Raw genomic sequence first — 24840 nt, 5'->3', positions numbered from 1 at the left:
GGATCCAAAAAAGAATGAAACAAGTAGCAGTGCTCTCCGGAGACGGAATCGGCCCGGAGGTAATGGAGGTAGCGCTCTCCGTAGTACAAAAGGCACTCGGGGCGAAATTTTCCGAATTTACGTTTCCGGAAGGATACGTGGGTGGAATCGCCATCGACAAAACGGGACATCCTCTTCCGCCGGAAACCCTCAAACTCTGCGAGGAATCCTCCGCGATTCTATTCGGAAGTGTCGGCGGTCCGAAGTGGGAAAATCTCCCTCCGGAAAAACAGCCCGAACGAGGAGCGCTTCTTCCGTTGCGCAAACACTTCGATCTTTTCGCGAATTTAAGACCGGCCATCATTTATCCGGAATTAAAAAACGCTTCCCCGGTGCGTTCCGACATCATCGGAGACGGACTCGACATTCTGATTCTGCGCGAATTGACCGGAGGAATTTACTTCGGACAACCGAAAGGCCGGGAAGGATCGGGCGCGGAAGAATTCGCATACGACACGATGAAATATTCCAGGCGGGAAATAGAAAGGATCGCAAGGGTCGCGTTCCAGGCCGCTCGCAAAAGAAATAATAAAGTGACAAGCATAGACAAAGCGAACGTTCTCACCACATCCGTTTTTTGGAAAGAAGTGGTGATCGAACTGCATAAGAAGGAATTTTCCGACGTCCAATTGAATCACCTTTACGTAGACAACGCGGCGATGCAGTTGATCGTAAATCCGAAACAGTTCGACGTGGTTCTTTGCGAAAACATGTTCGGCGACATTCTGTCCGACGAAGCGTCGATCATTACCGGTTCGATCGGAATGTTGCCTTCCGCTTCCCTATCCGAATCCGGTTTCGGTTTATACGAACCTTCCGGAGGTTCCGCTCCGGACATCGCCGGTAAAGGGATCGCGAATCCGATCGCCCAGGTGTTGAGCGCGGCGTTGATGTTCCGTTATTCCTTTTCGATGGAAGAGGAAGCCTCCAAAATCGAAACGGCGGTTCGGAAAACGATCGCAAGCGGAAAAAGAACGAAGGACATCGCGGAATCCGGTTCTACCGTAGTTGATACGAAAGAAATCGGACGGATCATCGAATCCTTTCTTTGAAAGAGGTAAAGTATGAAAGCAGGCGTAGCGCCAAACGGAAGACCGTACCAGGTTTTAGTCGCGGAGAATTCCAGATTCCAAGCGAAACAGTTGGCTCAGATTCTGGAGTCGGAAGGATATCAAGTGATCGGTTTCGCGGAAAACGGAAAAGAACTCGTCAAACTATTCGACCAACATCGTTTGGTGGATCTGATCACGTTGGATTTGAATCTACCCGTGATGGACGGATACGCGGCCTTCTTCGAGATCAAAGACAAAGGGGTTCTTCCTAGAATCGTGATCGTATCCGAGGAAAATACTCCCGCGGTCATCAAAAATCTACTGGATCACGGAGCTTTGGATTACATTCCGAAACCGATCAAACGGGAAAAGGTTTTGGAGAAAATCAACGCGGCGGTAAAAAAGATTCCAAAAGTCTAATCTTCTTTCCAAATCAGATTCAGATTTCTTCCGTTCTCCTTTTTTCGGTGGCTGAAGAAATCTGAACCTTCCTCCAACGTGTCGATTCCGCAAGATTCGAGAACGATTTTTATACCTCGTTTTTCCAGACGGAATCTCAGAAATTTTTCCAAATTCAAAAGGAACTTTCCATTTCCCGTCGGGGACAGACAATCCGGATCTTCGGCCCGGAAAAGAGAAGCCACGTCCTCTCCCACTTCGTAACGAAACTCACGCGCACAGGGTCCCAGAAAACCCCGCAAGGAACCGTCTCGGAGCGTCTCGGAAGGAAACGTCGTAGAAAGGGTTTTTTCCGAAATTCCGGCTAACGTTCCTTTCCAACCGGAATGGACCGCCGCAAAACGATCGGATGTTTCCGACCAAAAAAATAAGGGCATACAATCCGCGGTTTTGATACATAAAATCCGGTTCGAACCAAGACCGAACCAAGCATCCCCTTCCGGACTTTGATTCGGGTCCGATTTGTCAAAATCCAGAACTCGATCTCCGTGCACTTGACCCAGAATATAAACGTCCGAAGCCGGAAGATCCGTCCGTTTACGGATTTCTTTTTTCTGTGAATCCGTCTCCAAAAATCCTTCCGGAAGTTCCCGTTTTCCTAAAACGAGAATCCTGATTTTTTTTCCTCCGGCAATCGGAAACAAACGGTTCAGCGCCATCGAGTCCGAAAGTACAAACGGGTACCGATCTTACCACCGTTAAAGTACGTGATTTAAAGAAACCCTCGAAGAAGACTGGAAAAACTTCGATCATGAGTTTACGAACGAATCTTATCCCCAAAGTGAAAATCTGCGGAATTCGGGACATACCGACGGCCGAACTTTGTGTCGGAGAAGGTGCGGATTGGATCGGATTGAATTTCGTAAGCGCGAGTCCGCGCAACGTTACCGTATCGAAAGCGCAAGAGATCGTTCGTTATCTGCGTTCACAAAACGACGGCCCGGAGATCGTACTCTTATTCTATAAAAATTCTCCGGAGGAAATCCGAACCGTACGTTCCACCTTGGATCACGATCTCGTTCAATGGGTTTGGGACGATCCGATGTTGCGTACGATTTCCAAGGAGGAACTTTTGGGCTCACGCCAGATTTGTTCGTATCGGGTTCAAAAAGAAATTTCCGACTCCGATTTACGGAACGTTCCCGGAGAACTATTGATTTTAGACAGTTATTCCAAGGACGCCGGCGGAGGAACCGGAGAATCCTTCCGCTGGGAACTCGTATCCGGCGTACAACGTAGGTTTTTATTGGCGGGAGGGTTAACTCCGGAGAACGTAAGAACCGCCGTAGAAACGGTTCAGCCGTACGGAGTGGACGTAGCCAGCGGGGTAGAATCCGCACCCGGAGTCAAAGATCCGCACAAAATCATTCAATTTATCAGGAACGCAAAAACAATCGTATGAACACGACGCCGGAAACGAACGCGGAATATTGGAGCGACCTCGCCGACGCACTGAACACTCCGATGATGAAACAATTTCTTTCCATCAAAAAGGAACTACCGGACGCGATCCTATTTTTCCGGATGGGGGATTTTTACGAGATGTTTTTGGAGGACGCCAAGATCGCTTCTTCGATTTTGGACATCGCACTTACCAAACGGCAAAACTCGGTTCCTATGTGCGGCATTCCCTATCATTCAAAGGACAACTACATTTCCAGACTTTTAAACGCCGGAAAAAAAATCGCGATCTGCGAACAATCCAAATCGGAGGAACCCGGTTCCAAACTTATGGCAAGGGAGGTGGTGCGGATCATCACTCCGGGAACGGTCATCGAGGAGAATTTATTATCCGGGTATCAGAACAATTATCTCGCGATCCTACATCTGAAAAAAAGTCTCGTATATTTCGCCATGGCGGACGTCTCCACGGGAGAACTCTTCTACTCCTCGGCGTCCGTCGCCGGATTGGAAAAATTAACGGCGGAATTGGAGAAATTTCGTCCTTCCGAAATCTGTGTCCCGAAATCGGATCTTTCTTTCTTTCAAACATTAGAATATTTTAAAAATCGCGAATTTACGGTTTTACCGGATCAAACCCGCGCCGAGGACAAGGATCCATTCTTTTCCCTGTCGTATTATCTCAACGAATACATACGCGAAACGTACAGAGGAAATCGACTCGTACTTCGTGAACCGAGGATTTTAACTTCGGGAAACTTTTTGGAAATGGATCGGGAGACGATCCTAAATCTGGAACTCGTGGAAAACGAAAAGGAGAAAAACCACACCTTATACTCGGTGCTCAACTTCTGCTCTACCGCCAAAGGGAAACGACTTCTCAAACAGAGGATATTGTTTCCGGAATGTGATCCGCTCGTCCTATATTCGCGCTGGGAAAAACAGGATCTCCTTTCGAAAACCTCGACCACTCCTTTCACCCAAACGTTACGCGACATCGGGGATTTGGAAAGAATTCTGACTCGCTTCCGAGGAAACCACGCGTATCCTAGGGATTTTCGAGCGATTCTAAATTCCATTCAAACCGGAAAAGAACTGACCGAACGTATGAAGGAACTTTCCTATCCGTTTCTAATTCCGACGCGGGAGTTGGAATTACTTTCCGAATTCATCTCGGCCAGACTGAATCCGGGCGACGATCTTCCCGTGATTTTGGGAAACGGTCCGTTTTTAAAAACTGGATTCTCCTCCAAACTGGATCAGGCGCGCGAAGCCGGAACCAAAGGTAAAGACTGGATCTTGGATTTAGAAACCGAAGAGAAAAAAAGAACCGGATTAAACACCTTAAAAATCAGATACAACAAGATCGTCGGATATTTCATAGAAATCTCCCGGGTTCAAGCCGAACAAGCACCGAAGGATTATCTCAAAAAACAAACGTTAGTCGGAAGCGAACGATTCACGACTCCGAAACTCGAGGAAATAGAAAGAACGATCCTTGAGGCCGACGGAATCATAGCGGAAATAGAACGGGCCGAATTTGCGATCCTCGTCGAAGAGGTTTTGAAATATTCCTCCGCGCTTCTTTCTTTTTCGGAAGAAATCGGAGACTTGGACGTTCAAATCGCGTCTCTGATTGCAAAGGACAAATACAATTGGATCCGACCCCGTCTGTCCGAGGATCGCTCCCTCGATTTGGAGGAATCCAGACATCCAGTCGTCGAGGCCACACTTCCCGTAGGACAGGAATTCACGCCGAATTCGATCGCACTCGATTCGCAGACACAATCGATCGCAATTCTCACCGGACCGAATATGGCGGGAAAATCAACGTTCATGAGACAGATCGCGCTCAATCAGATTTTGTTTCAGATGGGATTTTTCGTTCCCGCAAAAAAAGCCTCGCTTCCGATCGTTGATAAATTATTTACCAGAATCGGCGCCGGGGACAATCTCACTGCAGGCGAATCCACGTTCTATGTGGAAATGAAGGAAACCGCGAACATACTAAACCGATGCACCGAGGAGTCGCTCATACTTTTCGACGAAGTAGGAAGAGGAACCTCTACCTACGACGGAATGAGCATCGCCTGGGCGATCCTGGAATATCTTTCTTCATTGACCGTTAAACCCAAAACGATTTTCGCGACTCACTACCACGAGCTCACGGAACTTTCGCGTTTGAGCGGAATTTTCAACCTCTATCTGGAAACCCTGGAGAAAGAGGATAAGGTTTTGTTTCTTCGAAAGGTACGCGCAGGAAAGGCGAAAAAATCTTTCGGGATCTACGTGGCAAAAATCGCAGGAGTTCCCGAACCGATCGTAAAACGGGCCGCAGAACTATTGGTCGAGTTGGAATCCAAAAAGAAGGAAATAAAAATCCAGGAAGCACAACCGCTTCTGTTTCAAGAGCCGGAACAAAAGCAGGAACTTTCCCCTACGGAAAAAACCATTCTTCAATTGAAATTGGAGGAAATGACTCCGATCGAAGCCTTGCGCGCCTTGGAAGAATTTCAGAAAAAACTAAGAAAACAAAAGTAAGAGAGAATCCATCGGAGCGAAGTCGATCCAATTGAGGATGAGTTTTTTCAAACCGTCTTTGGCGTGAAACCCGATCCCGATCCCAGCCTCGTTCAACATCAAGGCGTCATTGGCGCCGTCTCCGACCGCGACAGTCTGCAAAGGATCGATTCCTTCCCGATCTCGGATTTCCCGGAAATACGACAACTTTTTGTTTTTATCCACGATTTCTCCGAGGACCGTTCCCGTAAGAATTCCGTTTACCCGTTCGAGAACATTGGCGCGAATCTCTCCGACTGGATGATCCTTTTGAAAGTATTCGAGAATATCCGTAAATCCGCCCGAAAAAACCGCCGTGTTCACATTTCTACTGGAAAGACCGGACAACAGTGCTGCGACTCCGTCGTTGGGTTCCAAACGGGGATACAATTCCGCAAAAACCGAAACGGAAAGTCCTTTCAAATACGAACAACGTTTGTAAAGAGCTTCCTGAAAATCAAGAAGGCCTTCCATTGCTTCCCGAGTTACGGAAGCCACTTCGTCGTAAACGCCGGCATATCTCGCCAACTCGTCGATCACTTCCTGACGAATCAAAGTGGAATCCATATCGAAGGCGAATAAACTCTTACGATCGGGATCAAGCAGACCTTCCAACTGTAGTGAATCGGAACGAATTTCCGCAAGCTCGGATCGCAAAGAAATCAAATCTTCGCGGGAAAACGGTTTTAGATCCCCCCAGACCATTCGAGACCAAGAAGAAGTGTTTTCTTTCGAATCGTTTTCTTTCGAAGCGTTCCCCTTCCCAATTCCGCTCGTCCATTCTTCGGCAGAACGTAAGCTCCCCAATTTTCCGGAGGAAGAAAAAATTTTTTCCCGAACCGAGTCTGGATTTTGTGTGAGAATGAGTAACAAAACGTACCTTAAAGATCAGAGATACGGTTGCAGAAGCGGTTTGAGTTTTTGAACCCAAATTCGATACGCGTTTTCGTTGAGATGAATCTTATCCCGTTCCAACCAAAACTCCGGTCGCAAAGCCGGTCGATCTTTTTCGCGGAGCCACTGCCAATTATCCAAAAATACGACGTTCTTATAGGCAGGTAAAATGGAAACCCAACTCAGATTGAGTACGGGAGAAATCTGATTCAGGGTTTGATTTCGAACCGGCGGAACGCTCAAAACGACTACTTTCGTATTCGGTGCGGTGCTGGAAATTTTATCCAGAATAGAAACGAGATTTTTTTCGATCCCATCCAAACACTTTCCCTGGATCAGGTCGTTTCCGCCGATCTCTAAAACGATCACTTTCGGAGACAAGGAAAGGATATCTTCGTCCAAACGTTCGAGGAATAATTCCGTCATATCTCCGCCGATTCCACGGTTGACCGCACCCGGAAACTCGCGCTCCAAAAGTTCCCGAGGAAATAATTGAATGAGAGAATTGCCCGCAAACACCACGTTCGCGCTTTTGATCCTCCGATTTTCCTCTTGGTAGAGTTTCCGCATCGTGGACCAAAGTACGCGATATTTTTCGAAAGTTTCAGAAGAACGATAACCGCTTCCCGCCCAACATTCAAAGTTGGGGCTGGAATAATCGGTATAGGATTTTTTAAATAGGGAAATACAGGAAAGGAAAAACGAAAGAAAGAATACGGCGGGAAGTAACCTTACCAAGGAAGAATCACTGCTCCTGCGGTTCTTTCATATGAAATCGTTTGTGCCAATCCGCGATCTGGGCTTGGAGATAATCCTCCGAATCGCAAATCCTGAATTCGATCGGATTATTGGAAACAGTATCAATGAGCTTTGCTTCTATGTATCCGTTCTTCAGCTTATTGATTTCTATTTTATATTTCATCCAGTTAACTCCAGTAATACCAGGTTTTTAGATCGAACCGAGCTTTCAATCGATTCTAAAAAAAAATAGATCCATTTCCTTTTAAAAAAAGAATCCCTCGTCTTCCGGATTTTTTCCGCTTTCGTTCCGTATTTTTTCGTTATACGTTTTTACTCCGACAAAGCGCATAACGCGCTTCTACGTTTCGAAAAAACACGATTCTTTTTCGTTCGTTCCATAAACGAGAACGGAAATTTTCCTTGGAACCATTTCGTTTCCCATTCGAAAGAATTCCTAAATCGAAAAGTTTCAAATACTTGAGACTCAAATTAATCGAAAAATGTTGCCCGGGAAAGCCTAAAAAATGTCAAAATCTGGTTTTTTTACGCACTTTCCTCGGAGATTTTTTTCCGGAACTTATAGAGTTCAGGAAAATTTTTTTCGGAATATAGAGATTCACCTTCTTCCACTTCCTCCAAAATTCCTCCGTCCGCAAGTTCCGGTACGAAACCTGCATCCCGAATCATTCGGACGGTTTCCGGAAGATCGGATCCTTTCACATTCAAATATCCTGATGAAAACAAAGAATTTGCAGCAAAGAGCGCCGTGGCGGATAAACTACGCAAATGCCCTTCTCTTCCTGCGGCGATCCTGATTTCAGAATCCGGATTCACCAATCGGAAAAGACAGAGAATTCTCACACAAAGCTCCGGAGTCAAAACGCTCGGATTTCGAATCGCGTGTCCTTTTACGGGAATAAAGAAATTCACCGGAATCGAAATGACTCGAAACGATTTGAGTTCGAAAGCGACGTCCACGATATCGCGAAGCGTCTCTCCCATTCCGACGATGACTCCGCTGCACATTCCGATTCCTGCTTTCGATACGGAAGCAAGCGTCTCCGCTCTTTGGGAATACGTGTGTGTATCGCATATTTCCGGATAATGATTTTCGGAAGTATTGAGGTTGTGATTGTAACGATCCAATCCGGCGGCGCTCAAAAGCTGCGCCTTCTCTTCGTCGATCAATCCCGCCGAAAGACAAACCTTCATTCCCAGTTCGTCGGTGATTCTGCGGATGGTGGAAGCGAGTTTTTCGGTCGTCGGTCGGTTCGGGCCGGTGCCGGAAGTGACCATACAAAACCGGTACGCTCCGTTTTGTTTGGCTTGGAGCGCGTCTTCGTAGATTTCCGTTTCGGATTTCATCGGATATTCCTGAACTCCCGAATTCGCGTTCTTTCTCTGCGCACAATACCCGCAATCCTCGGGGCAATATCCGTTTTTGATATTATCTAAGATATGAATTCGAACCTTATTTTCGAAGTAGCGATTCCTCTCCTGATACGCCCGATCCAAACAAGCCGTCAACGGAACGGATCCGTCCAAAATAGAAAGAGCTTCTTCCTTGGTGACAAGGCTGGGAACTTCGGAAAATATTTTTTCGTTCTTTGAGAGAGTTGTGGACATGCTTCTGACAAGTTGAGACGAACTGTCTTTCTTGAAAAGCCTATTTCCCCAGATCGGTTTCGGAGAGGGTTTGGCGAATGGCGTTAAAAACCTTCTCCAAAGAGGAATCGGAGATGGAATACGGAGGGGCCAGATACAATACGTTTCCCAAAGGACGCAGCAGTACCCCTTTTTCCAAAAATTTCTTTTTGAGAATTTTGTTCCCCGGATACGTATAACCCGCTTGGGAACCTACCTCCAATTCCAGTACGCCGACCGCTCCGAGGACCCGACGATTCCGGATTCTATGTGGGAACTCCCGCTCAAGCGACTCGAGTCCCACGTTGATTTTTTTTTCGAGCTCCTGAACGCGCTTTAGAAAACCCGGTTCCTGAAGGAGTTCGATCGAAGCCAAAGCCGCTCGACACGCCAAAGGATTTCCAGTCATCGTATGACCGTGGTAAAATCCCTTCTCCGGATCGGGGTTCACGAATGCGGAATGGATTTTTTCGCAAACCAAGGTGGCCGCGATCGGAAGCGAACCTCCGCTGAGCCCCTTGGCCACCGCGATGAGGTCCGGACGGATTCCCGCTCTTTGATACGCAAAAAAAGAACCCGTCCGTCCGAACCCGGTAAAAACCTCATCCACGAGTAAAAACGCTCCGTATTTTTTTGCGGTCCGTTCCAAAGAACGAAGCACTTCCTCTTGATAAAAGACCATTCCGCCCGAGCCCAAAATGAGCGGTTCAATCACGATCCCGGCGACTTCGTTCGGATGTGCCTCCAAATATTCTTCGATCGTTCGAAGACATTCCGTGCGACAAGAATCGGGAAGTTTTCCCACGGGGCAAAAATTGCAATTCGGCGCAGGAAATTCCTTCGTAGGAAACAAAAGCCCGGAAAAAACCCGGTTGAAGACGGAGTCTCCGCCCACGCTCATGGCGCCGATCGTATCTCCGTGATACGAAGTATTCCATTTTATGAATGTAGTTCGCTCGGATTGACCGATATTCCGAAAATACTGATACGCGAGTTTGATCATGATTTCGACGGCGCTCGAACCGTTGTCCGAATACAGTACCTTATGAAAAAGACCGTCCGTAATTTTCATAAGTTGAGCGGCTAAGGTTTCAGCGGGTTCGTGCGTAAAACCTGCTAAAAGAACGTGATCCAATCGGTCGAGTTGATCCCGAATCGCCTGTATGATCTTCGGATGATTGTGTCCGTGGATATTGGCCCACCAGGACGAAATCGCATCGATGTAGGAATTCCCTCCTTCATCGTATAAAAATTCCTTTTCCCCGCGGACGATTTTTACCGGAGAATCCGGTTCGTATTGAAGCGTAAACGGATACCAAATCACAAAAATAGATCCTTAAGAAGTCCGTCCGAATCGAAACGGGGTACACAGTCCGCCGTGAATTTTTCGCGGCTCAGTCTTTCCTTGGAATCGAAAAAAAACGATCCTAAAAACTTCGCACCGCTCCATTCAAGAATCGTTCTTACGTTGTCTTCGGTGGTATCGTCCGGTGTTCCCAAAAAATAAATCCCTTTGCAATCTATATTTCTTTTTTGAATCGCTTCCAAGGACAACAAACTATGGTTGATCGCCCCCAAAGATACGGGAACTACGAGCACGAGAGGGATTTCCGACTTTTGAATCAAATCGATGGTAAGAAAACTGCGCGTCAACGGAACGAGCAATCCTCCTGCGCCTTCGATGACGATCCTTTCCTCCCGAATACTGTAGAGATGACGCACCAACTCCTCCGTGTCCACGGGGATTTTTTCCAATTCGGAAGCGTAATGCGGAGAACCCGCGAAGGAAAACGAATAGTAATTTTTGAGGAAAGAACTTTCCGGCAAACCGGTCAAACCTTGCACCGCCGCACGGTCGTCCTCCGATCCCGTCTGAATCGGTTTGAAATATTTCAGTCCGTAGGAATCGCCGTATTTCGCCATAAGCAAAGCGCTGAAAAAACTTTTTCCCACATCGGTTCCGGTTGCGGAAATAAAAACGGCCATTCATAACTCCGGGAGAAGAGAGATCAACTTTTCTAATAGGATTTCGTCCGTATCGGAGTGAACGCTCAGTCGCAATCGGGGAACGGTTACGGTGGGAGGTCGGATCGCTTTTACGTGAAGACCTTCGTTTCTACAGAGTTCGGCGGCGTCTAACACCGATTTTTCGGAAGGAAAAAGCGCGGGAACGATCTGGGACCTGGAATTCGAAGCGGGGTATCCTTTTTCGAACAGCATTTCCCGAAGTCGTTCGGCCGTTCGCAAAATGATCGTACGTTCTTCCTTCATCGATTGAAGCAAATCCACCGCCGTCGGAATCGAATGTGTGATTGCAGGCAACGGGGCGGTCGAGTAAATGAAGGTCCGCATACGGTTGACGAGAAAATCCCGCCCGATCGTGGAAGTGCCGATCCAAGCCCCTTCCAATCCGAGCGCCTTTCCCGCCGTATATGTGATGAAGTCCACTTCCCGAATTTTATCCCTTCCCAAAATCTGGGAGGCTCTTCCTTCCCCGTTTTCTCCGAATACCCCGATTCCGTGAGCGTCGTCCAAAATCAAAACGGCGTCATAACGTCGTTTTAGTTCCAGCAGTTCTTCGATCGGAGCCAAATCACCATCCATACTAAAAACGGTTTCGGAAACGATGATCTTTTCCCGTTTGCTGGATTTTTTGAGAAGTTCTTCGAGATGATTTAAGTTTAGATGTTTGTAATACGTTTTCTCCGCACCGGAAAGACGAATCCCGTCCAAAATCGAAGCATGATTGAGTCGGTCGGTGAAAACCTCCGTCTTTGCGTTGCTCAAACAGGAAAGCAAACCCACGTTCGCCGCGTATCCGTTGGCGACGAAAAGCGCGTCTTCGGCTCCCGTCCATGCGGAAACCGAACGTTCCGCTAAATCAAAACAATCCCTGTGCCCGCTGACCAAACGCGAAGCCCCGGAACCGGCTCCGTATCGATCTAAACCCTCTTTGAGGGATTGAATCAGTCGGGGATGTTTGGATAATCGAAGATAATCGTTGGAAGACAAATCGAACCCCGAAGGAACTTCCAGGGTTCGAAACAAAAGATCCTTTCGTAAGGATTCTAAGATCGAAGAGGCTTTCTGAAGAAAGTTGGATGGTTTCAGTTCGAAAAAACCTCTTCTTTTTTAAAGCATTTCCTTAACTTCGTTTCTTTCGGAAATGAGTTCGTCGTGTGTGATTTTGAACTTTTCCTTTGCGAAATCGTTCAGAGGAAGACCTTGAATGATCTCCACTTTTTTTCCGTCCGACTTCAAAGGAAAACCGAAAATCAAACCTTTTTCCGCTCCATACGAACCGTCGGAAACGACGGCCGCGCTGAACGCGTCTCCCGCCGCGGTAGGATTCAAAATTCCGCGAACCGTATCGACTACCCCGTTGGCGGCGCTGGCCGCAGAGGAAGCACCTCTCGCCTTGATGATTTCCGCGCCCCGCTGTTGGACGTTCTTGATAAAATCCCCCTGCAACCATTCGTGATCGGAAATTACGTCCGTTACCGGTTTTCCGGAAATTTTTGCGTTATAAAAATCGGGGTACTGTGTGGAGGAATGATTTCCCCAAATGCCAAGATGAGTAACTTCCTTTACGGGAACTCCCGCCTTGGAAGCGAGTTGGGACTTAGCCCTGTTTTCGTCGAGTTTGGTCATCGCAAACCAACGGTCCTGCGGAACACCCTTCGCGTTGTTCATCGCAATGAGACAATTCGTATTGCAGGGATTTCCTACCACGAGAATCCGAACGTCGTTGGAAGCGTTCTTTTCGATCGCTTTTCCTTGGTTGACGAAAATTCCCCCGTTGATCTTCAAAAGATCTCCCCGCTCCATACCCGCTTTTCTAGGCACGGATCCTACGAGCAGCGCCCAATTGATATCCTTAAACGCGACGTCCAAATCCGAAGAAACGGTTACTTTTTGAAGCAGAGGGAACGCACAATCCTCCAACTCCATAATCACACCCTTTGCCGCAGGAAGAGCCGCTTCCAATTCCAGCATTTGAATTTCCACCGCCGTATCGGATCCGAACATTTGTCCGGAAGCGATTCTAAAAAGCAGAGAATATCCGATTTGTCCCGCAGCGCCCGTAACAGCGACCTTCACCGTTTTACTCATAGTCGGCTGACTCCTAATTTCTGATTTAATTTTTAAGTTCTTGATCGATGATTTTGGTAAACGCTTCGATGGGTTGAGCGCCTTCCACCATAATTCCGTTGATAAAAAAAGCGGGAGTTCCGCCGACCCCGTATTTTTCTCCTTCCGCCAAATCCGCTTCCACTTCCTTACGAACCGAAGCGTCATTGACACACTGACTGAACGCCTTCATCTCTAAACCGTTGTTTCTGGCTAAATCCAAAACCCTTTCCTTGGAAAGATTTCCGGAATTCTCGAACAATACGTTGAAAAATTCCCAATACTTCCCCTGCGGTGCGGAACAATTCGCCGCTATGTGAGCGAACATCGCGTTGGGATGAAAGGACAAAGGATAATCCCGAAACACCCAACGAATCTGATCCTTGTATTTCGCTCTCAATTGGGAGTTCACGTCCTGGCTCCGTTTGCAATACGGACATTCGAAATCGGAAAATTCGATGACCGTTACTTTTGCGTTTTCCGGTCCCAAGGAAGGATTGTTTCCCGCTGCGATAGTAGTATCACGAACGGGAGGAAAATCCTTTTCGCGAACCTTTACGGAAATATTATATTGATTGCGGAGTTGGGCGAAGAGGGAATTACGTGCCTCCTCTTTTTTTTGGGAAATCAGGTGGTTTTGAATGTCCGCTTTCACCTGTTCGAAGGATTTTCCCTTGAGCGCGGGAGTGTCCTTGAATTGATTGTAGACGTCCTTCATTTCCTGCGCGGTGGGTTCTTCCACGGCGGGTTCCATCAATTCCTTTTCGGAGACGTTACGCTCCTTTGCGGCCATCGCGATCACCTTTTTACTGGCGAATTCCGAAAGCAAACGGTACAAACGGTCTCCGTTTTCGGAATGATACTTACGCGCCAATTTCGGATTTTCGCTTTCTACATCCCGGATCGTATATGTTTTTCCGTTGATTTCGGCGATTCCATCCGGGGAAAAGAAATTCACGACCAAAGGACTCGTAAGCGCTATATAAAGTAGGAATACGGAAGAAACGATGAGCACAGGTCTCAACTCTCGTGATTTAAGTTTGTCAATTATGTCTTGCATGGAAATATTTCTCCCGAGGAGCTCGAAAAACCGCAGAATGGCTTCCCTACGAACCAGAGTAGAAACCCGAGGCTCACTGGCAAACGATAAATTCGGCGACTTCCCTAACCGTTTGCCGGATGTTCCGGCTGGGCTTTCGTACCGGTTTTCCTCGTTCGTTGTATTTTGAAACCGGGCGGATTTTCGAAAAAAAAACGAAAAAACCCTAAAGTCAATTTCCTATTACCGATAGAGTTAATAGAGAAAGTTCTTTTCGAAATTGGAAAAGAAACGATACCCAAAAGGAGGTTCGGGTTTATGACGATTACCGGATTAAACGGCAGTGCGATTTCGTTCTCCTGGCCCCAGACGGCTCGAGAAACGAATTCGGAACCGCACTCTACACAAACGAGGGAAAACGAAACCGCTTCACCGGAGCCATCCGAGAGTCTCCGGGAAAAACAGGAGATCAAACCCGAGGAATTGGTGATGAAACCTTCTCCCGTTTCTTTTGAAGAAAGGATGAATCAAGTGATCAGCCCGGAACAAATGAAAAATCTTCTTTCCATGATGGTTCGTTCCCGAATGGGAGAAGATGTCGCAGAACACAAAATCGACGTAAGAAGATAGGATCCGCTTGTTCCTTTTTTTAGGTTTGATCTATACGATTGGCTTGGACGTCCTTCTGATCCTGACGGGATTGGTCGCGTTTTCAGGCTTAGCCTTTCTCTTCTTTCAAGAAATCATCTACCCCGCACTAAAAAAACAAGGCGCCGGTTCGGGAACTCCGCCTGAAGAAGGAGATCGTTTCGTACTCGTGGTCTCCGAAAGCCAAAGAAACGTGCGTTATACCATCGGACAAACCTCCGGTGAACTCAAAACCTATTGCAACGCTATTTCCGACGATCACCTAGTATTCAATTTCAAAAAGGCGAAGGATACGGAAGACTACGAGATACAAATCATTAGAAACGCCCCCGCTCTTTTCAAACCTCCCGCGATGCCCACGTTTTCTAAAATGGAATCCACCGAAAAATTGGATAGTTACGAAGTCATCGGTAAAAACGCGGACTTTCGTATTTCGGATAAGGTGGTGAAGGAAAGGATGACCCAGTATTTCGAAATCAGTCTTTCCTCGGAATTTTTCATCAACAACTACGGGAAGGAAAGAATGCGTTTCATTTTTACCGTAACGAAAATTCACCCCGGACTGAACCGCAGAACTCCGGTAAAAAAAGGATTGTACGCTTTCGGAAAAGAGGAGCGGGAAGAAGAGGAATGATCGACCTCGGAAATCGACGAAATGCAAGCAAAGGAAAAAAAACTCTTTCAGCCCGGGAACAATTCTGGAAGGCCGCTCCGGAGTTTTTTGGATTTCGGTTTTTTATCTAAAATTACGAAACGAAGGGACACCCCCCGAAATATTTTAGAAATTTATAATATTCTTGAAGGATTCCTCGACCCCCCCTTCCTCCACTTTTAAGGAAAGAAGACGGCAATCGAAATGCGTCCGTTCCGCGAATGCGGCAGTTTTTTCACGTAGGATCGATTCCACTCGAACCGCTTTTTTTCTTTCGCAAAAAAGTAGGACGGACGGTCCGCTTCCCGAAAGCGAATATCCGATGAGATGTTTTTCCACTTCGTTTAACAAAGGATTTAATTCGAATTCCGAGTGCATACGATACGGGGTATGAACCTTGTCCTCCAAAGCCAAACGTAAGAGTTCCGTTTTTCCGGAATCCAAAAACTCCATCCACGTGGCGACGCGACTCATATTAAAGATCACATCCTCCGTGGAATATACCGAGGGAAGCGACTTTCTGGATTGGTGTGTGGAAGTTTCCAAACCCGGAACGAGTAAAAAACAACGCACCCGTTTCGGAAATTTCTTTTTGATCGTTTCCAGACGTTCGCCGTTAAAATAAGAAAACACAAACCCGCCCAGATACGCTGGAATCGTATTATCGGGATGACCTTCGATACGAGCCAGATGATACAAAAAGCCGTTTTCGGAAGGAAGAGGAATTTTAGGAAAAAAATTTTTGTGGGCGAACCGCGCGGCACAAAATCCTGCGACAGCCGCGCTCGCGCTCGAACCCAATCCACCTTTCATCGGAAGTCCGAGTTCCATAACAAGGGAATACGGAACGGGAGCGGTGTCATTCAAAAAGGTCTTAAAGTAAGAACGATACGATTCCAAAACGAGGTCTTCGTCCGGAGAAAACGGAAGCGAATCCATTCCTTTTACCGACGTATGAAATTCGCCCTCCGGAAGAAAACGAAACTGAAAACGATTGTAAATACGAAACGCAAGACCGAACAAATCGAAACCCGGACCTAAATTCGCGGACGTTCCGGGAACACGTATGGAATATTGACGGATCGAAACCATTCTGTAAAAGGAGGCGAAAACGAAGTTCGCAATCTTCGCGAACCCGGAATCGAAAACGTAAAAGTTAAGACCAGGATTTCGCTCCAAAGCAAAACGTCATTTGCTTTTCGAAATTAAGAAGTAAGAAAAAGAGTTTTCTACCGTAGAAGCGGACGGATTCTGCCCGATATGAACTTCACTCTCGCCGATCTGCTCGTGGTCTTTTTATACGTCGTTTTAGTATTGTTCTCGGGCTGGTTCACTTCGAAAAAAAAAGACAAGGAAGCTTCCTCCTCTTATTTTTTAGCGGGAAAAGAACTGTCCTGGATTCCGCTCAGCTTTTCGATCGTCGCGACGGAAACCTCCACACTCACTTTTTTGAATATTCCCGGACTCGGTTATTCGGGAAATCTAACCTTTCTCGGACTAGGCCTCGGTTTCGTTCTGGGAAGGATCATCGTGGCTCAACTTTTTATCCCTATGTATTATCGATCCGGATTCGTATCCGTATACGAATGGGTCGGAGCCAATTACGGACAAACCGCACAAAAGACGACTACGTTTCTGTTTAAACTGACCCGTATCTTAGGCGACGGAGTACGAATGTACGCCTCTGCGATTCCCGTCGCGATTCTTTTGGAAGTGTTCCTAAAACAGTACGGATTTTCCAGATTCTCCGGCGTATCGATCGAAATCCTGAGCCTAATCCTGATTTCAGCGATCACGGTTCTATATACGGTACAAGGAGGGTTTCGCTCGGTCGTTTGGGTCGATTCGCTGCAGTTTTTGATTTACGTCGCCGGAGGAATTTTCGCGTTTTTCTTTTTGAGTTATCTTCTTTGGAAACGCGGACAGAACGGATTCGATTTGTTGGCTCTCGCAAACGAATCGGGAAAGTTGAAGGTTTTTGAATGGACCCAGATCTCGTCTCCCTACTACTTTCCGACGGCTTTGTTCGGAGGAATCCTATTGACGTTAGGAACACACGGAGTGGATCAGATGTTCGTACAACGCGTGTTAGCTTGTAGATCAGAAACCGACGCGAAAAAGGCGATGATCTCTTCTGGAATTTTCGTATTTTTTCAATTTTTCCTGTTTTTATTGATCGGAGTTCTATTATATTTTTATTATATAGGATCCGCCTTACCCAAGGACAAGGTTTTTTCCAAATTCATCCTAGAGGAGATCCCCTCGCCGATCACAGGCTTTTTATTGGCTGCGATTTTGGCATCGGCCATGTCCACGTTATCCAGTTCGATCAATTCACTCTCTCTAACGACGAAAGTGGACCTAAAAATCGAACGATTCGGATCGAACGTATTGAGTTTATTTTGGGGGGCGATTCTTTTATTGAGTTCCTTACTTCCCTTGTTTTTGACGACCCGCAAAACCGGACTCGTGGAACTGGGCTTGTCCATCGCTTCTTACACCGTCGGACCGATCATCGCGATTTTTTTAAGCGGAAGAATTTCAGTTTTTTCTTATATGCAAAAATTAAGGGATGCAACCGCATCGATCTGTATACTAGCGACTCCGGTTTTCACCCTGGGATTCGGAAAATGGACCGGGCTCGGGTTTACGTATTTGGTTCCTTTCGGAATCGGAACCTGTTTTTTTCTCGGATTTATCGCGTTAAAAATTCAGAATCTGCGTCTTTCCGAAAAATAGACGTTAAAACCCTTTTAAATTCTTCCGCCTTCGTAAAGTGAATATAATGATCACCGTCGGGGATGGAATAAAATTTTGCATTCGGAAAAAAGGAACGGGCCACGTCTCGGTCACCCTCCGAAAAATAATCCGAAGCGCCTCCGATGATAAACGAGGTTTCACCCGCAAAAGGGAATTCCGCATAACGTGAAAAAAAATCCTCCAACAGACGGGGTGAACCCGCTATCCCTTCTACGTTCAGTTTCCATCGATATCCGCCGGATTCGGACCGTTCCAGATTCATTTCCAAAAAACCGCGTATAAACGGATCCGGATGGATTTTTGCCAGGGCGGCGTCGATTTCGTTTCTCGATTTGAATTCCGAAACGTCGGTGCGAAGACAAGCCAATTCCCTTTCATAACGGAACGGATAATCGCGGGGCGCGATGTCCTGAACCAGAATCGATTCCGGAATATTCGGATTTTTTAATGCGAATCCCATGGCGGTCAAACCTCCCATGGAATGTCCGAAAATCACGGGAGAAGAAAGATTTCTTTGGGAAATCCAAAGTTCCAAATCCTCCACCATGGAAACGAGAGATTGTTCGGACGTATGAGGAGAATCGCCGTGATTTCTCTGATCCAAAAGATAAACATCCGAATAAGCGCTTAAAAATTCGCCCACGCTCAGCCAATTTTTGGAAGAACCGAATAATCCGTGTAATACGATAATCGGACCGCAGAGAGGTGTTTGGGTCTCGTCCGATTTGAAGGGAATCTTTTTATGATTTAATTCGATTGCAGACATTCTTTCTGGACGAGTTTCAAAAAGGAATGATAGCGTTTTCCGTAACGATAAGGAAGGAGTTGTAAATCCTTACGAAACGATTCGAAAATCTCCTTTTTCGTAGGATCGGATCCGCAAGGAATCGTCTCCGGATCTTTGACAAAGGATTCCATCCGTTTCGAGATCTGAGACGCGAATACGGTTGAATAATTTCCGTTCGGCTGTAGTTGCAGATAACGTAGTCTTCGTTTTCGTTCTTCGTTCAAAAAACAGAAGACGTCCCGTTTACAACCGGCTTCCGGCGTGAATTTTACCCCTAAAAACGACGCGAAATCGCCCGGACCTTTGTCCTTAAATTCCTCTCCGATCTTCCAAAAAATTTCCGGATTCACACGAGCCGGTTTTCCCCGTTCTCCGGGGATGATTTCGCCAGGACTTTTGGAAAGATAATCCAGAAGTTTGGCTTCCCTTCGTTTACTTTCCCCATCCTGTAGCAGTTCCAGAATTTTGGACAAAACGACAGATCTACGGATTTTGAGATAGAGATATTCGTCGCCGTGATACAAACCGTTCTCTTCCAAACCGCTTAGATATTGAAACACGGATTCCAGCTCGTTGATTCCTGTATTCGTCGAATACAACATTCTATCGATGGAACGAACTACGATTCGATAACCGCCTTTCTCTTCCATGTCGAACAAAAGAGCCGTTTCACTCCACCCGCTCAAACCGGTGTTATCCGTTACGAATCGGAAATTTTTATCGTTCGGTTTTTCGTTTTTGCTTTTTACGACTTCTCCGAAACCCAACCGCCTTAGTATTTCCGACTTTTTATCGGGGAAAAGATACAAAGGCGCGTTCGGTTTGGTTACCAGCCAATCTCCCGCCCGCAACTGCGACGAGAAGATCATCGCGGTCAAAATCAGGATCGGAAGGATCCGTTTCATCGTCTACTTGCTCAGGTCCCGTATCATTTCCGCGATTCTTTCGACCCCGCGTTTGATATCCACCTCGCCCATCGCATAGGAAAGACGCAGAGCGTCGTCTTCTCCGAAGGCGATTCCGGGAACCGCCGCTACTTTATACTTTTCTAATAGAACGTTGCAGAAAAGTTTACTCAGCGATTTTTCTGAGGATTCCCGTTTTAGTCTTTCGAATCCGGGAGTTTTATAAACGTCCGTGAGATACGGGAAAACATAAAATGCGCCTTGCGGTTTGTTACAGCTCACTCCGGGGATTGCGTTCAAAAGGGAAACGATGACGTTTCTTCTTTCTTCGAAAGCCTTTCTCATTTCCTCAACACAAACCTGATCCCCCGCGATCGCGGCTTCCGCCGCCGCTTGTGAAATCGAGGAGGGGTTGGAAGTGGACTGACTCTGGATCGTATCCATATTTTTTACGATCTGGATATCTCCCGCTCCGTAGCCGATTCTCCAGCCGGTCATGGAATACGTTTTAGAAACCCCGTTGATGACGAACGTGCGGGCCTTAAGATCGGGCGACAACATCGCGAGATTGGAGAAGGAAAATCCGTCGTAGACGATCTTTTCGTAGATATCGTCGCTCATGACCTGGATACCCGACGACAACACGATTTCGCCTAACGCTTCCAGATCCTTTCTGGAGTACGCCGCTCCGGTAGGATTCGAGGGAGAATTGAGAATCAGACATTTCGTTTTTGTTGTGATCGCTTTTTTGAGTTGTTCCGGACTCATCTGAAAGTTGCCTTCCGGTGAAGTGGGAACGAGAACCGGAACCCCTTCCGCGAGACGGACGATGTCCGCATAACTCACCCAATACGGAGAAGGAATGATCACCTCGTCGCCCGGGTTCAACGTCGCCAGGAAATAGTTGTAGATGACCTGTTTACCGCCCGTTCCGACGATTACCTGACTTTTATCGTAGGCGAGGTCGTTATCCCGTTTGAATTTCTGTACGATCGCTTCCTTAAGTTCGACGGTTCCGGAAACAGCCGTATAACGCGTCATTCCCTTATCGATCGCCTTCTTCGCGGCGTCTTTGATATGGGACGGAGTTTCAAAATCCGGCTCCCCGGCTCCGAAACTAACAATGTCCTCTCCCTTTTTTTTCAACTCGTTCGCCTTTGCGGTGATTACGAGCGTGGGAGATGGCTCGATGACGTTCAGCCTTTTTGCGCTGAGATCCATGCTGTTCCTCTTTGTATGTTTTTAACTTGTATCAAGTCCGTCGTTCGATCGATGGAAACCGAAAGATCGGAATCATTGAGCAGCAAGCTGCGCCAACTCTTCCTGAGCTTCCCGGAACTGATCGAGGGTGTAAATTTCGTATTCGTATCCTTGTTCGGTAAGAAACAGCTGACGATTCTGACCGAAACGTTCCTCGTTGGTGTCTCTGGAAATCAGAGAATAGAAAACGGCCGTGTTGTCGTGTCCTTTCGGCCTGAGGATCCGACCCAACCTCTGCGCCTCTTCCTGTCTGGAACCGAAGGTTCCCGAGACCTGAATCGCGATGTTGGCGTCCGGAAGGTCGATCGAAAAGTTTGCAACCTTACTGACCACGAGGGATTTGATTTTTCCGGAACGGAACGCATCATACAAAGTTTGTCTTTCCGGTAAAGGGGTTTTACCGGTAATCAAAGGAATATTAAATTTCTTTGATATTTCTTCCAGCTGATTGATGTATTGTCCGATCACGAGAAGGTGCGACTCGGAGTGTTTTTTCATAATCAGCTCGATCGCCTTCATTTTCTCCGGATTTTCGGAGGCCAACCTGAATTTTTCGCGGTCGTCGGCTATGGAATATTTCAAACGAAGATCCTCGTCCATATTCACTCGGATTTCCTTACATTTGGCCTCCGCGATCCAGGATTTACTTTCCAATTCCTTCCAAGGAACATCGTATTTTTTCGGTCCGATCAGGGAGAATACGTCTTCTTCCAAACCGTCCTCTCTCACAAGCGTCGCAGTCAATCCCAGTCTTCGTTTCGCTTGGAGTTCCGACGTCATACGAAACACCGGAGCGGGCAACAAGTGAACCTCGTCGTAAACGATCAATCCCCAGTTGTTCGCGCTGAAAAGATGGAAGTGCGTGAAATCCCCCCCCTTCTTCTTTCTATGGGTAAGAATATTATAAGTGGCGATCGTGATCGGACGAATCTCTTTGACTTCGCCGGAATATTCGCCGATGTCCTCGGGGGGAATGTCGGTTTTGTCTAAAATTTCGTTTCTCCATTGGCGAATCGAAAGAGTGTTTGTAACGAGAATCAAAGTTTCCGCACCCACGATCTGCATTACTCCGATTCCAACGATGGTTTTCCCCGCACCACAAGGAAGCACCACAACTCCGGAACCGCCTTCGTTTCCGCCTCCCGCGTGAAAAACTTCCACACAAGCCCGTTGGTAATCGCGCATTCCGAACTTTTTGCCGCTGATACTTTCCGGTCTTAGGTTGAATCCGTATTTGTTTCCTTCGTCGTAACCCGCGAGATCTTCCACGGGAAAACCGATCTTGATCAGCGCCTGTTTGATATGACCGCGGTATTCTTTTTTGATATAAATCTTATCGGGGAAGGTCGTTTCTATGAACGGTTGAACCGCTCTATGATTTCCGATTTCCTGAAGAAATCCTTTTTCATTCGAGATGATTGCGAGTTCTCCGGATTCTTCCTTAACGAGTTTTACTTTTCCGTAACGGCTGATCTGTTCACGGATTTCGTTGACTATGTTTTTCGGAACGGAATAACGGGAGAATTTTTCCAGACATTCCACGATTTCGTCCGCGCTCATTTTTATGGAAGCCGCGTTCCAAAGAGAAAGCGGTGAAATTCTGTATGTATGAAGGTATTCGGGACTTTTTTCTAGTTCTGCAAATTTGGAAACAATGCTCTGACAGGCCTCAAATTCGGGGTTATCGACCTCCAAAAGCATGGTTTTATCACTCTGAACGATTAAAGGTTTGCTCATTTGTGTCTGGTTTCCTGTTTGTTTAGACTGAAAATCGACCCCTTTCTGTCAAGTAGAATGCGACAATAAGGATTTTTCACAAAGGAGAGACAAGAATCTGAAAACAACCGCTCTTTTCTTCCTCCGGAAGTAAGTTGGTAAGTGAAAATCCATGGGAGATCGCATCTCCCGGAGCGCTCATCGGTTCGACGGCGATCCGTGCTCCGGCAAAGTCCGTATAAATCTGCACATACGAAAGAGGAATTTCATCGGAACTTCCGCTCCAAGATTGAATCCGAACCTGATACGATTCTTCCGGAATCAAAAGTCGTACCAAGGGTTCCTCTCCGTAAAACAGGGAATCCAACGGAGGAATCCGATCCTGTTCAAAACGATCGGTCATTTTGCCGTAGATCGGATACACCGGAATCAGAGTTTCCTGCAAAGGGATCTGCTTTTTCAAATTAGACCGAAGCAGAGGATTTCGTTTCGAAGATTTCATTCTAAAATACGGATGATACCCGTAACAAAAACGGAACGGAAACGGATTCCGATTGAGAAAATACGTTTTGAGAGTCAGAACTTCCTCGTTGGAAATTCGATCGATGGAATATTCTTCTCGAATTCGCACACGGTACAAACTCGTATCCGTCCATACATCGTCCGGAACCAATTCGAACAACAAGGACTTGGAAGAATGATCGATCAACTTCCGCCTCCAATCGAACGCAAGTCCGTGCGATGGGAATCCGTTTGCGTCCCGCACTCCCAAGCCGGCTAAAGAAAGGACCTCTTCCCCGAGTTGGATCGAATCCCCCGTATGACGATTGACCCAAGGATACATGAGAAAAGAACCGGAATGAAAAAAAGGCTCGTTCGGATCATATCCGGAAAGAATCTCCAAGGACTGACCGCTCAGAGGATGTTTCCATGACCAGGAAAGGATTTGATTCCCTCTTTCGGTAAATCGAATCCGGGAACGTTCGCTGAAAATTTCCGACACGATCGTCCAAACTGCACGAATTCCCGATCCTTTCCATTCATTTTACGTTCTTTTTTAAAAACGGGGGCTTTTAAGGAAAGGAATTGAAAACCAGCTTTCGTGATGAAAACTGACGATTCCACAGGAGAAATTCTTTGAAACGACGGATTTTATTTTGGATTCACGCCTTACTTCTTTCCTTTTTATTCACCCATTGTTTTACGATCAATTTAGGCGGCTCCGGCAAAGCGGGCGATTTGAGGGAAAAACTTCTCACCGGAAAACACGAAGATAAAATCCTGATCATCCCGATCGACGGAGTGATCAGCGACGACGGAGAAAAGAGTTTCCTCGGAGGTCAGGAGGATTCCATTCTCGCGGGAGTAAAAAAACAACTGGAAATCGCGGAAAATGATCCGGAAATCAAAGCGGTCATTCTCAAAATCAATTCTCCCGGAGGTTCCGTGACCGCGAGCGACATCCTCTACCGAGAAGTGCTTCAGTTTAAGACCAAGAAAAAAATTCCGGTCGTTTCTCTTTACATGGACACAGCGGCAAGCGGAGCCTATTATATCTCGATGGCGAGCGATCTCATCATGGCGCATCCCACGTCGGTGACCGGCTCCATCGGAGTCATCCTCTCCGGAATCAACGTAAAGGAAGGTCTCGATAAATTGGGGATTAAAGACCAATCCATCCGATCCGGCGGCAACAAAACGATCGGCTCCCCCCTCGAAGACCTGACTCCCGAACAGAAAAAACTGCTCCAAGCCATCGTAGACGATTTGTATGAAAAGTTTTTCGAAGTGGTAAAAACCGGAAGGCCCGGAAAAAATCCGAGCGATCTACGAAAACTCGCGGACGGAAGAATTTTCACCGCGTCCCAAGCGCTACACCACGGTCTGATCGATCGTATCGGATATTTCGAAAACGCGGTTCAGGAAACGATGGCTCTTCCGAATTATCGCAAAACCCCCGGGAATACCGCTCCGAGGATCATCTACTATACGCAGAGTTTGGACAAACGCGCGAATTTTTATCAGGTGCAATCCACCGAGTTAAAACCCGAATCCACGATTTCCAAAATACTCGGATCGGAAAGAAGGGTACGTTTTTTGTATCTATGGTCGTACTGAAAAAAACATTATAAATTTAGAATTTACGTTCCGGT

24 protein-coding genes are annotated in these 24840 nt (G+C 46.8%); 8 read left to right on the top strand and 16 right to left on the bottom strand.

The features are described from left to right. Positions 1–14 precede the first annotated feature (14 nt). Together leuB and EHQ17_RS06985 are read left to right on the top strand one after the other, a co-directional pair. Entirely contained in the window at positions 15–1091 is a 1077-nt protein-coding gene (gene leuB / locus EHQ17_RS06990; protein WP_135592395.1) for a 3-isopropylmalate dehydrogenase, read from the top strand. Between the two features lie 12 nt (positions 1092–1103). Then, complete coding sequence (locus tag EHQ17_RS06985) at positions 1104–1511, top strand: response regulator (RefSeq protein ID WP_135592394.1); 408 nt, start codon at positions 1104–1106, stop codon at positions 1509–1511. Here the strand turns inward: EHQ17_RS06985 and EHQ17_RS06980 are convergent. Next, on the bottom strand, positions 1508–2209 hold the full coding sequence (locus EHQ17_RS06980) for a purine nucleoside phosphorylase YfiH/LACC1 family protein (RefSeq protein ID WP_135592392.1): 702 nt from the start codon (positions 2207–2209) through the stop codon (positions 1508–1510). The genes EHQ17_RS06985 and EHQ17_RS06980 overlap by 4 nt on opposite strands. A gap of 92 nt (positions 2210–2301) precedes the next feature. Here EHQ17_RS06980 and EHQ17_RS06975 point away from each other — a divergent pair, with 92 nt between their 5' ends. Both EHQ17_RS06975 and mutS read left to right on the top strand, forming a co-directional pair. Continuing rightward, positions 2302–2952, top strand: coding sequence for a phosphoribosylanthranilate isomerase (locus EHQ17_RS06975; RefSeq protein WP_135592390.1), 651 nt, complete (start codon positions 2302–2304; stop codon positions 2950–2952). Continuing rightward, complete coding sequence (gene mutS, locus EHQ17_RS06970) at positions 2949–5492, top strand: DNA mismatch repair protein MutS (protein ID WP_135592388.1); 2544 nt, start codon at positions 2949–2951, stop codon at positions 5490–5492. The genes EHQ17_RS06975 and mutS overlap by 4 nt, the downstream gene beginning before the upstream one ends. Here the strand turns inward: mutS and serB are convergent. From serB to EHQ17_RS06930, 9 genes are all read right to left on the bottom strand, one after another. Next, a complete protein-coding gene (serB, locus tag EHQ17_RS06965; protein WP_135592386.1) occupies positions 5475–6383 on the bottom strand; it encodes a phosphoserine phosphatase SerB in 909 nt (302 codons plus the stop codon). The two genes, mutS and serB, sit on opposite strands and share 18 nt — an antisense overlap. A gap of 15 nt (positions 6384–6398) precedes the next feature. Beyond that, positions 6399–7142, bottom strand: a complete 744-nt coding sequence (locus EHQ17_RS06960) for a GDSL-type esterase/lipase family protein (protein WP_135592384.1) — start codon at positions 7140–7142, stop codon at positions 6399–6401. Between the two features lie 7 nt (positions 7143–7149). Next, the gene (locus EHQ17_RS19760) at positions 7150–7326 is read right to left on the bottom strand and encodes a hypothetical protein (RefSeq protein ID WP_165783426.1); all 177 of its coding nucleotides are present in this window, start codon (positions 7324–7326) and stop codon (positions 7150–7152) included. Between the two features lie 362 nt (positions 7327–7688). Then, positions 7689–8771, bottom strand: coding sequence for a biotin synthase BioB (gene bioB, locus EHQ17_RS06955; protein WP_135592383.1), 1083 nt, complete (start codon positions 8769–8771; stop codon positions 7689–7691). A 40-nt stretch (positions 8772–8811) separates the two neighbouring features. Further along, positions 8812–10113, bottom strand: coding sequence for an adenosylmethionine--8-amino-7-oxononanoate transaminase (bioA, locus tag EHQ17_RS06950; protein WP_135592381.1), 1302 nt, complete (start codon positions 10111–10113; stop codon positions 8812–8814). Then, entirely contained in the window at positions 10110–10775 is a 666-nt protein-coding gene (gene bioD, locus EHQ17_RS06945; protein ID WP_135592379.1) for a dethiobiotin synthase, read from the bottom strand. Before bioD ends, bioA begins: the two co-directional genes overlap by 4 nt. Beyond that, complete coding sequence (locus EHQ17_RS06940; protein WP_135592377.1) at positions 10776–11900, bottom strand: aminotransferase class I/II-fold pyridoxal phosphate-dependent enzyme; 1125 nt, start codon at positions 11898–11900, stop codon at positions 10776–10778. Positions 11901–11921: 21 nt separating this feature from the next. Continuing rightward, on the bottom strand, positions 11922–12902 hold the full coding sequence (locus EHQ17_RS06935) for a malate dehydrogenase (RefSeq protein WP_135592375.1): 981 nt from the start codon (positions 12900–12902) through the stop codon (positions 11922–11924). Between the two features lie 25 nt (positions 12903–12927). After that, on the bottom strand, positions 12928–13980 hold the full coding sequence (locus tag EHQ17_RS06930; RefSeq protein WP_135592373.1) for a DsbA family protein: 1053 nt from the start codon (positions 13978–13980) through the stop codon (positions 12928–12930). 297 nt (positions 13981–14277) lie between these two features. On the opposite strand from EHQ17_RS06930, the gene EHQ17_RS06925 reads away from it, so the two are divergent. Both EHQ17_RS06925 and EHQ17_RS06920 read left to right on the top strand, forming a co-directional pair. Continuing rightward, positions 14278–14589, top strand: a complete 312-nt coding sequence (locus EHQ17_RS06925) for a hypothetical protein (protein ID WP_135592371.1) — start codon at positions 14278–14280, stop codon at positions 14587–14589. A 7-nt stretch (positions 14590–14596) separates the two neighbouring features. Continuing rightward, entirely contained in the window at positions 14597–15241 is a 645-nt protein-coding gene (locus EHQ17_RS06920; RefSeq protein WP_135592369.1) for a hypothetical protein, read from the top strand. A gap of 144 nt (positions 15242–15385) precedes the next feature. Here the strand turns inward: EHQ17_RS06920 and thrB are convergent, their stop codons facing one another. Further along, entirely contained in the window at positions 15386–16351 is a 966-nt protein-coding gene (gene thrB / locus EHQ17_RS06915) for a homoserine kinase (RefSeq protein ID WP_135736169.1), read from the bottom strand. A 168-nt stretch (positions 16352–16519) separates the two neighbouring features. On the opposite strand from thrB, the gene EHQ17_RS06910 reads away from it, so the two are divergent. Further along, a complete protein-coding gene (locus tag EHQ17_RS06910) occupies positions 16520–17998 on the top strand; it encodes a sodium:solute symporter family transporter (RefSeq protein ID WP_135592365.1) in 1479 nt (492 codons plus the stop codon). On the opposite strand, the gene EHQ17_RS06905 is transcribed toward EHQ17_RS06910, so the two are convergent. The 5 genes from EHQ17_RS06905 to EHQ17_RS06885 form a co-directional block, all read right to left on the bottom strand. Further along, positions 17955–18785: an alpha/beta fold hydrolase gene (locus tag EHQ17_RS06905; RefSeq protein WP_135592363.1), complete on the bottom strand. Its 831-nt coding sequence runs from the start codon at positions 18783–18785 to the stop codon at positions 17955–17957. The two genes, EHQ17_RS06910 and EHQ17_RS06905, sit on opposite strands and share 44 nt — an antisense overlap. Then, the gene (locus tag EHQ17_RS06900) at positions 18767–19711 is read right to left on the bottom strand and encodes a hypothetical protein (RefSeq protein WP_135592361.1); all 945 of its coding nucleotides are present in this window, start codon (positions 19709–19711) and stop codon (positions 18767–18769) included. The genes EHQ17_RS06905 and EHQ17_RS06900 overlap by 19 nt, the downstream gene beginning before the upstream one ends. 3 nt (positions 19712–19714) lie before the next feature. Continuing rightward, positions 19715–20932 carry a pyridoxal phosphate-dependent aminotransferase gene (locus EHQ17_RS06895; RefSeq protein WP_135592359.1) on the bottom strand — a complete coding sequence of 406 codons (1218 nt, stop codon included), beginning with the start codon at positions 20930–20932 and terminating at the stop codon, positions 19715–19717. Positions 20933–21004: 72 nt separating this feature from the next. After that, complete coding sequence (locus tag EHQ17_RS06890; protein ID WP_135592357.1) at positions 21005–22708, bottom strand: DNA repair helicase XPB; 1704 nt, start codon at positions 22706–22708, stop codon at positions 21005–21007. A gap of 76 nt (positions 22709–22784) precedes the next feature. Continuing rightward, positions 22785–23690, bottom strand: a complete 906-nt coding sequence (locus EHQ17_RS06885) for an aldose epimerase family protein (protein ID WP_135592355.1) — start codon at positions 23688–23690, stop codon at positions 22785–22787. A 134-nt stretch (positions 23691–23824) separates the two neighbouring features. On the opposite strand from EHQ17_RS06885, the gene sppA reads away from it, so the two are divergent. After that, the gene (gene sppA, locus EHQ17_RS06880) at positions 23825–24805 is read left to right on the top strand and encodes a signal peptide peptidase SppA (RefSeq protein ID WP_135592353.1); all 981 of its coding nucleotides are present in this window, start codon (positions 23825–23827) and stop codon (positions 24803–24805) included. Positions 24806–24840 lie beyond the last annotated feature (35 nt).

This window comes from Leptospira gomenensis (assembly GCF_004770155.1).
GTDB lineage: Bacteria > Spirochaetota > Leptospiria > Leptospirales > Leptospiraceae > Leptospira > Leptospira gomenensis.
The sequence above is the reverse complement of the archived record's forward strand: the minus strand, read 5'-3'. Positions and strand labels throughout refer to the sequence as shown.

Bases quoted from the DNA above. Each gene is read 5' to 3' on its own strand.
- leuB (WP_135592395.1), top strand. From the start codon at position 15: ATGAAACAAGTAGCAGTGCTCTCCGGAGACGGAATCGGCCCGGAGGTA.
- EHQ17_RS06985 (WP_135592394.1), top strand. From the start codon at position 1,104: ATGAAAGCAGGCGTAGCGCCAAACGGAAGACCGTACCAGGTTTTAGTC.
- EHQ17_RS06980 (WP_135592392.1), bottom strand. From the start codon at position 2,209: ATGGCGCTGAACCGTTTGTTTCCGATTGCCGGAGGAAAAAAAATCAGG.
- EHQ17_RS06975 (WP_135592390.1), top strand. From the start codon at position 2,302: ATGAGTTTACGAACGAATCTTATCCCCAAAGTGAAAATCTGCGGAATT.
- mutS (WP_135592388.1), top strand. From the start codon at position 2,949: ATGAACACGACGCCGGAAACGAACGCGGAATATTGGAGCGACCTCGCC.
- EHQ17_RS19760 (WP_165783426.1), bottom strand. From the start codon at position 7,326: ATGAAATATAAAATAGAAATCAATAAGCTGAAGAACGGATACATAGAA.
- bioB (WP_135592383.1), bottom strand. From the start codon at position 8,771: ATGTCCACAACTCTCTCAAAGAACGAAAAAATATTTTCCGAAGTTCCC.
- bioD (WP_135592379.1), bottom strand. From the start codon at position 10,775: ATGGCCGTTTTTATTTCCGCAACCGGAACCGATGTGGGAAAAAGTTTT.
- EHQ17_RS06935 (WP_135592375.1), bottom strand. From the start codon at position 12,902: ATGAGTAAAACGGTGAAGGTCGCTGTTACGGGCGCTGCGGGACAAATC.
- EHQ17_RS06930 (WP_135592373.1), bottom strand. From the start codon at position 13,980: ATGCAAGACATAATTGACAAACTTAAATCACGAGAGTTGAGACCTGTG.
- EHQ17_RS06925 (WP_135592371.1), top strand. From the start codon at position 14,278: ATGACGATTACCGGATTAAACGGCAGTGCGATTTCGTTCTCCTGGCCC.
- thrB (WP_135736169.1), bottom strand. From the start codon at position 16,351: ATGGTTTCGATCCGTCAATATTCCATACGTGTTCCCGGAACGTCCGCG.
- EHQ17_RS06910 (WP_135592365.1), top strand. From the start codon at position 16,520: ATGAACTTCACTCTCGCCGATCTGCTCGTGGTCTTTTTATACGTCGTT.
- EHQ17_RS06905 (WP_135592363.1), bottom strand. From the start codon at position 18,785: ATGTCTGCAATCGAATTAAATCATAAAAAGATTCCCTTCAAATCGGAC.
- EHQ17_RS06900 (WP_135592361.1), bottom strand. From the start codon at position 19,711: ATGAAACGGATCCTTCCGATCCTGATTTTGACCGCGATGATCTTCTCG.
- EHQ17_RS06895 (WP_135592359.1), bottom strand. From the start codon at position 20,932: ATGGATCTCAGCGCAAAAAGGCTGAACGTCATCGAGCCATCTCCCACG.
- EHQ17_RS06890 (WP_135592357.1), bottom strand. From the start codon at position 22,708: ATGAGCAAACCTTTAATCGTTCAGAGTGATAAAACCATGCTTTTGGAG.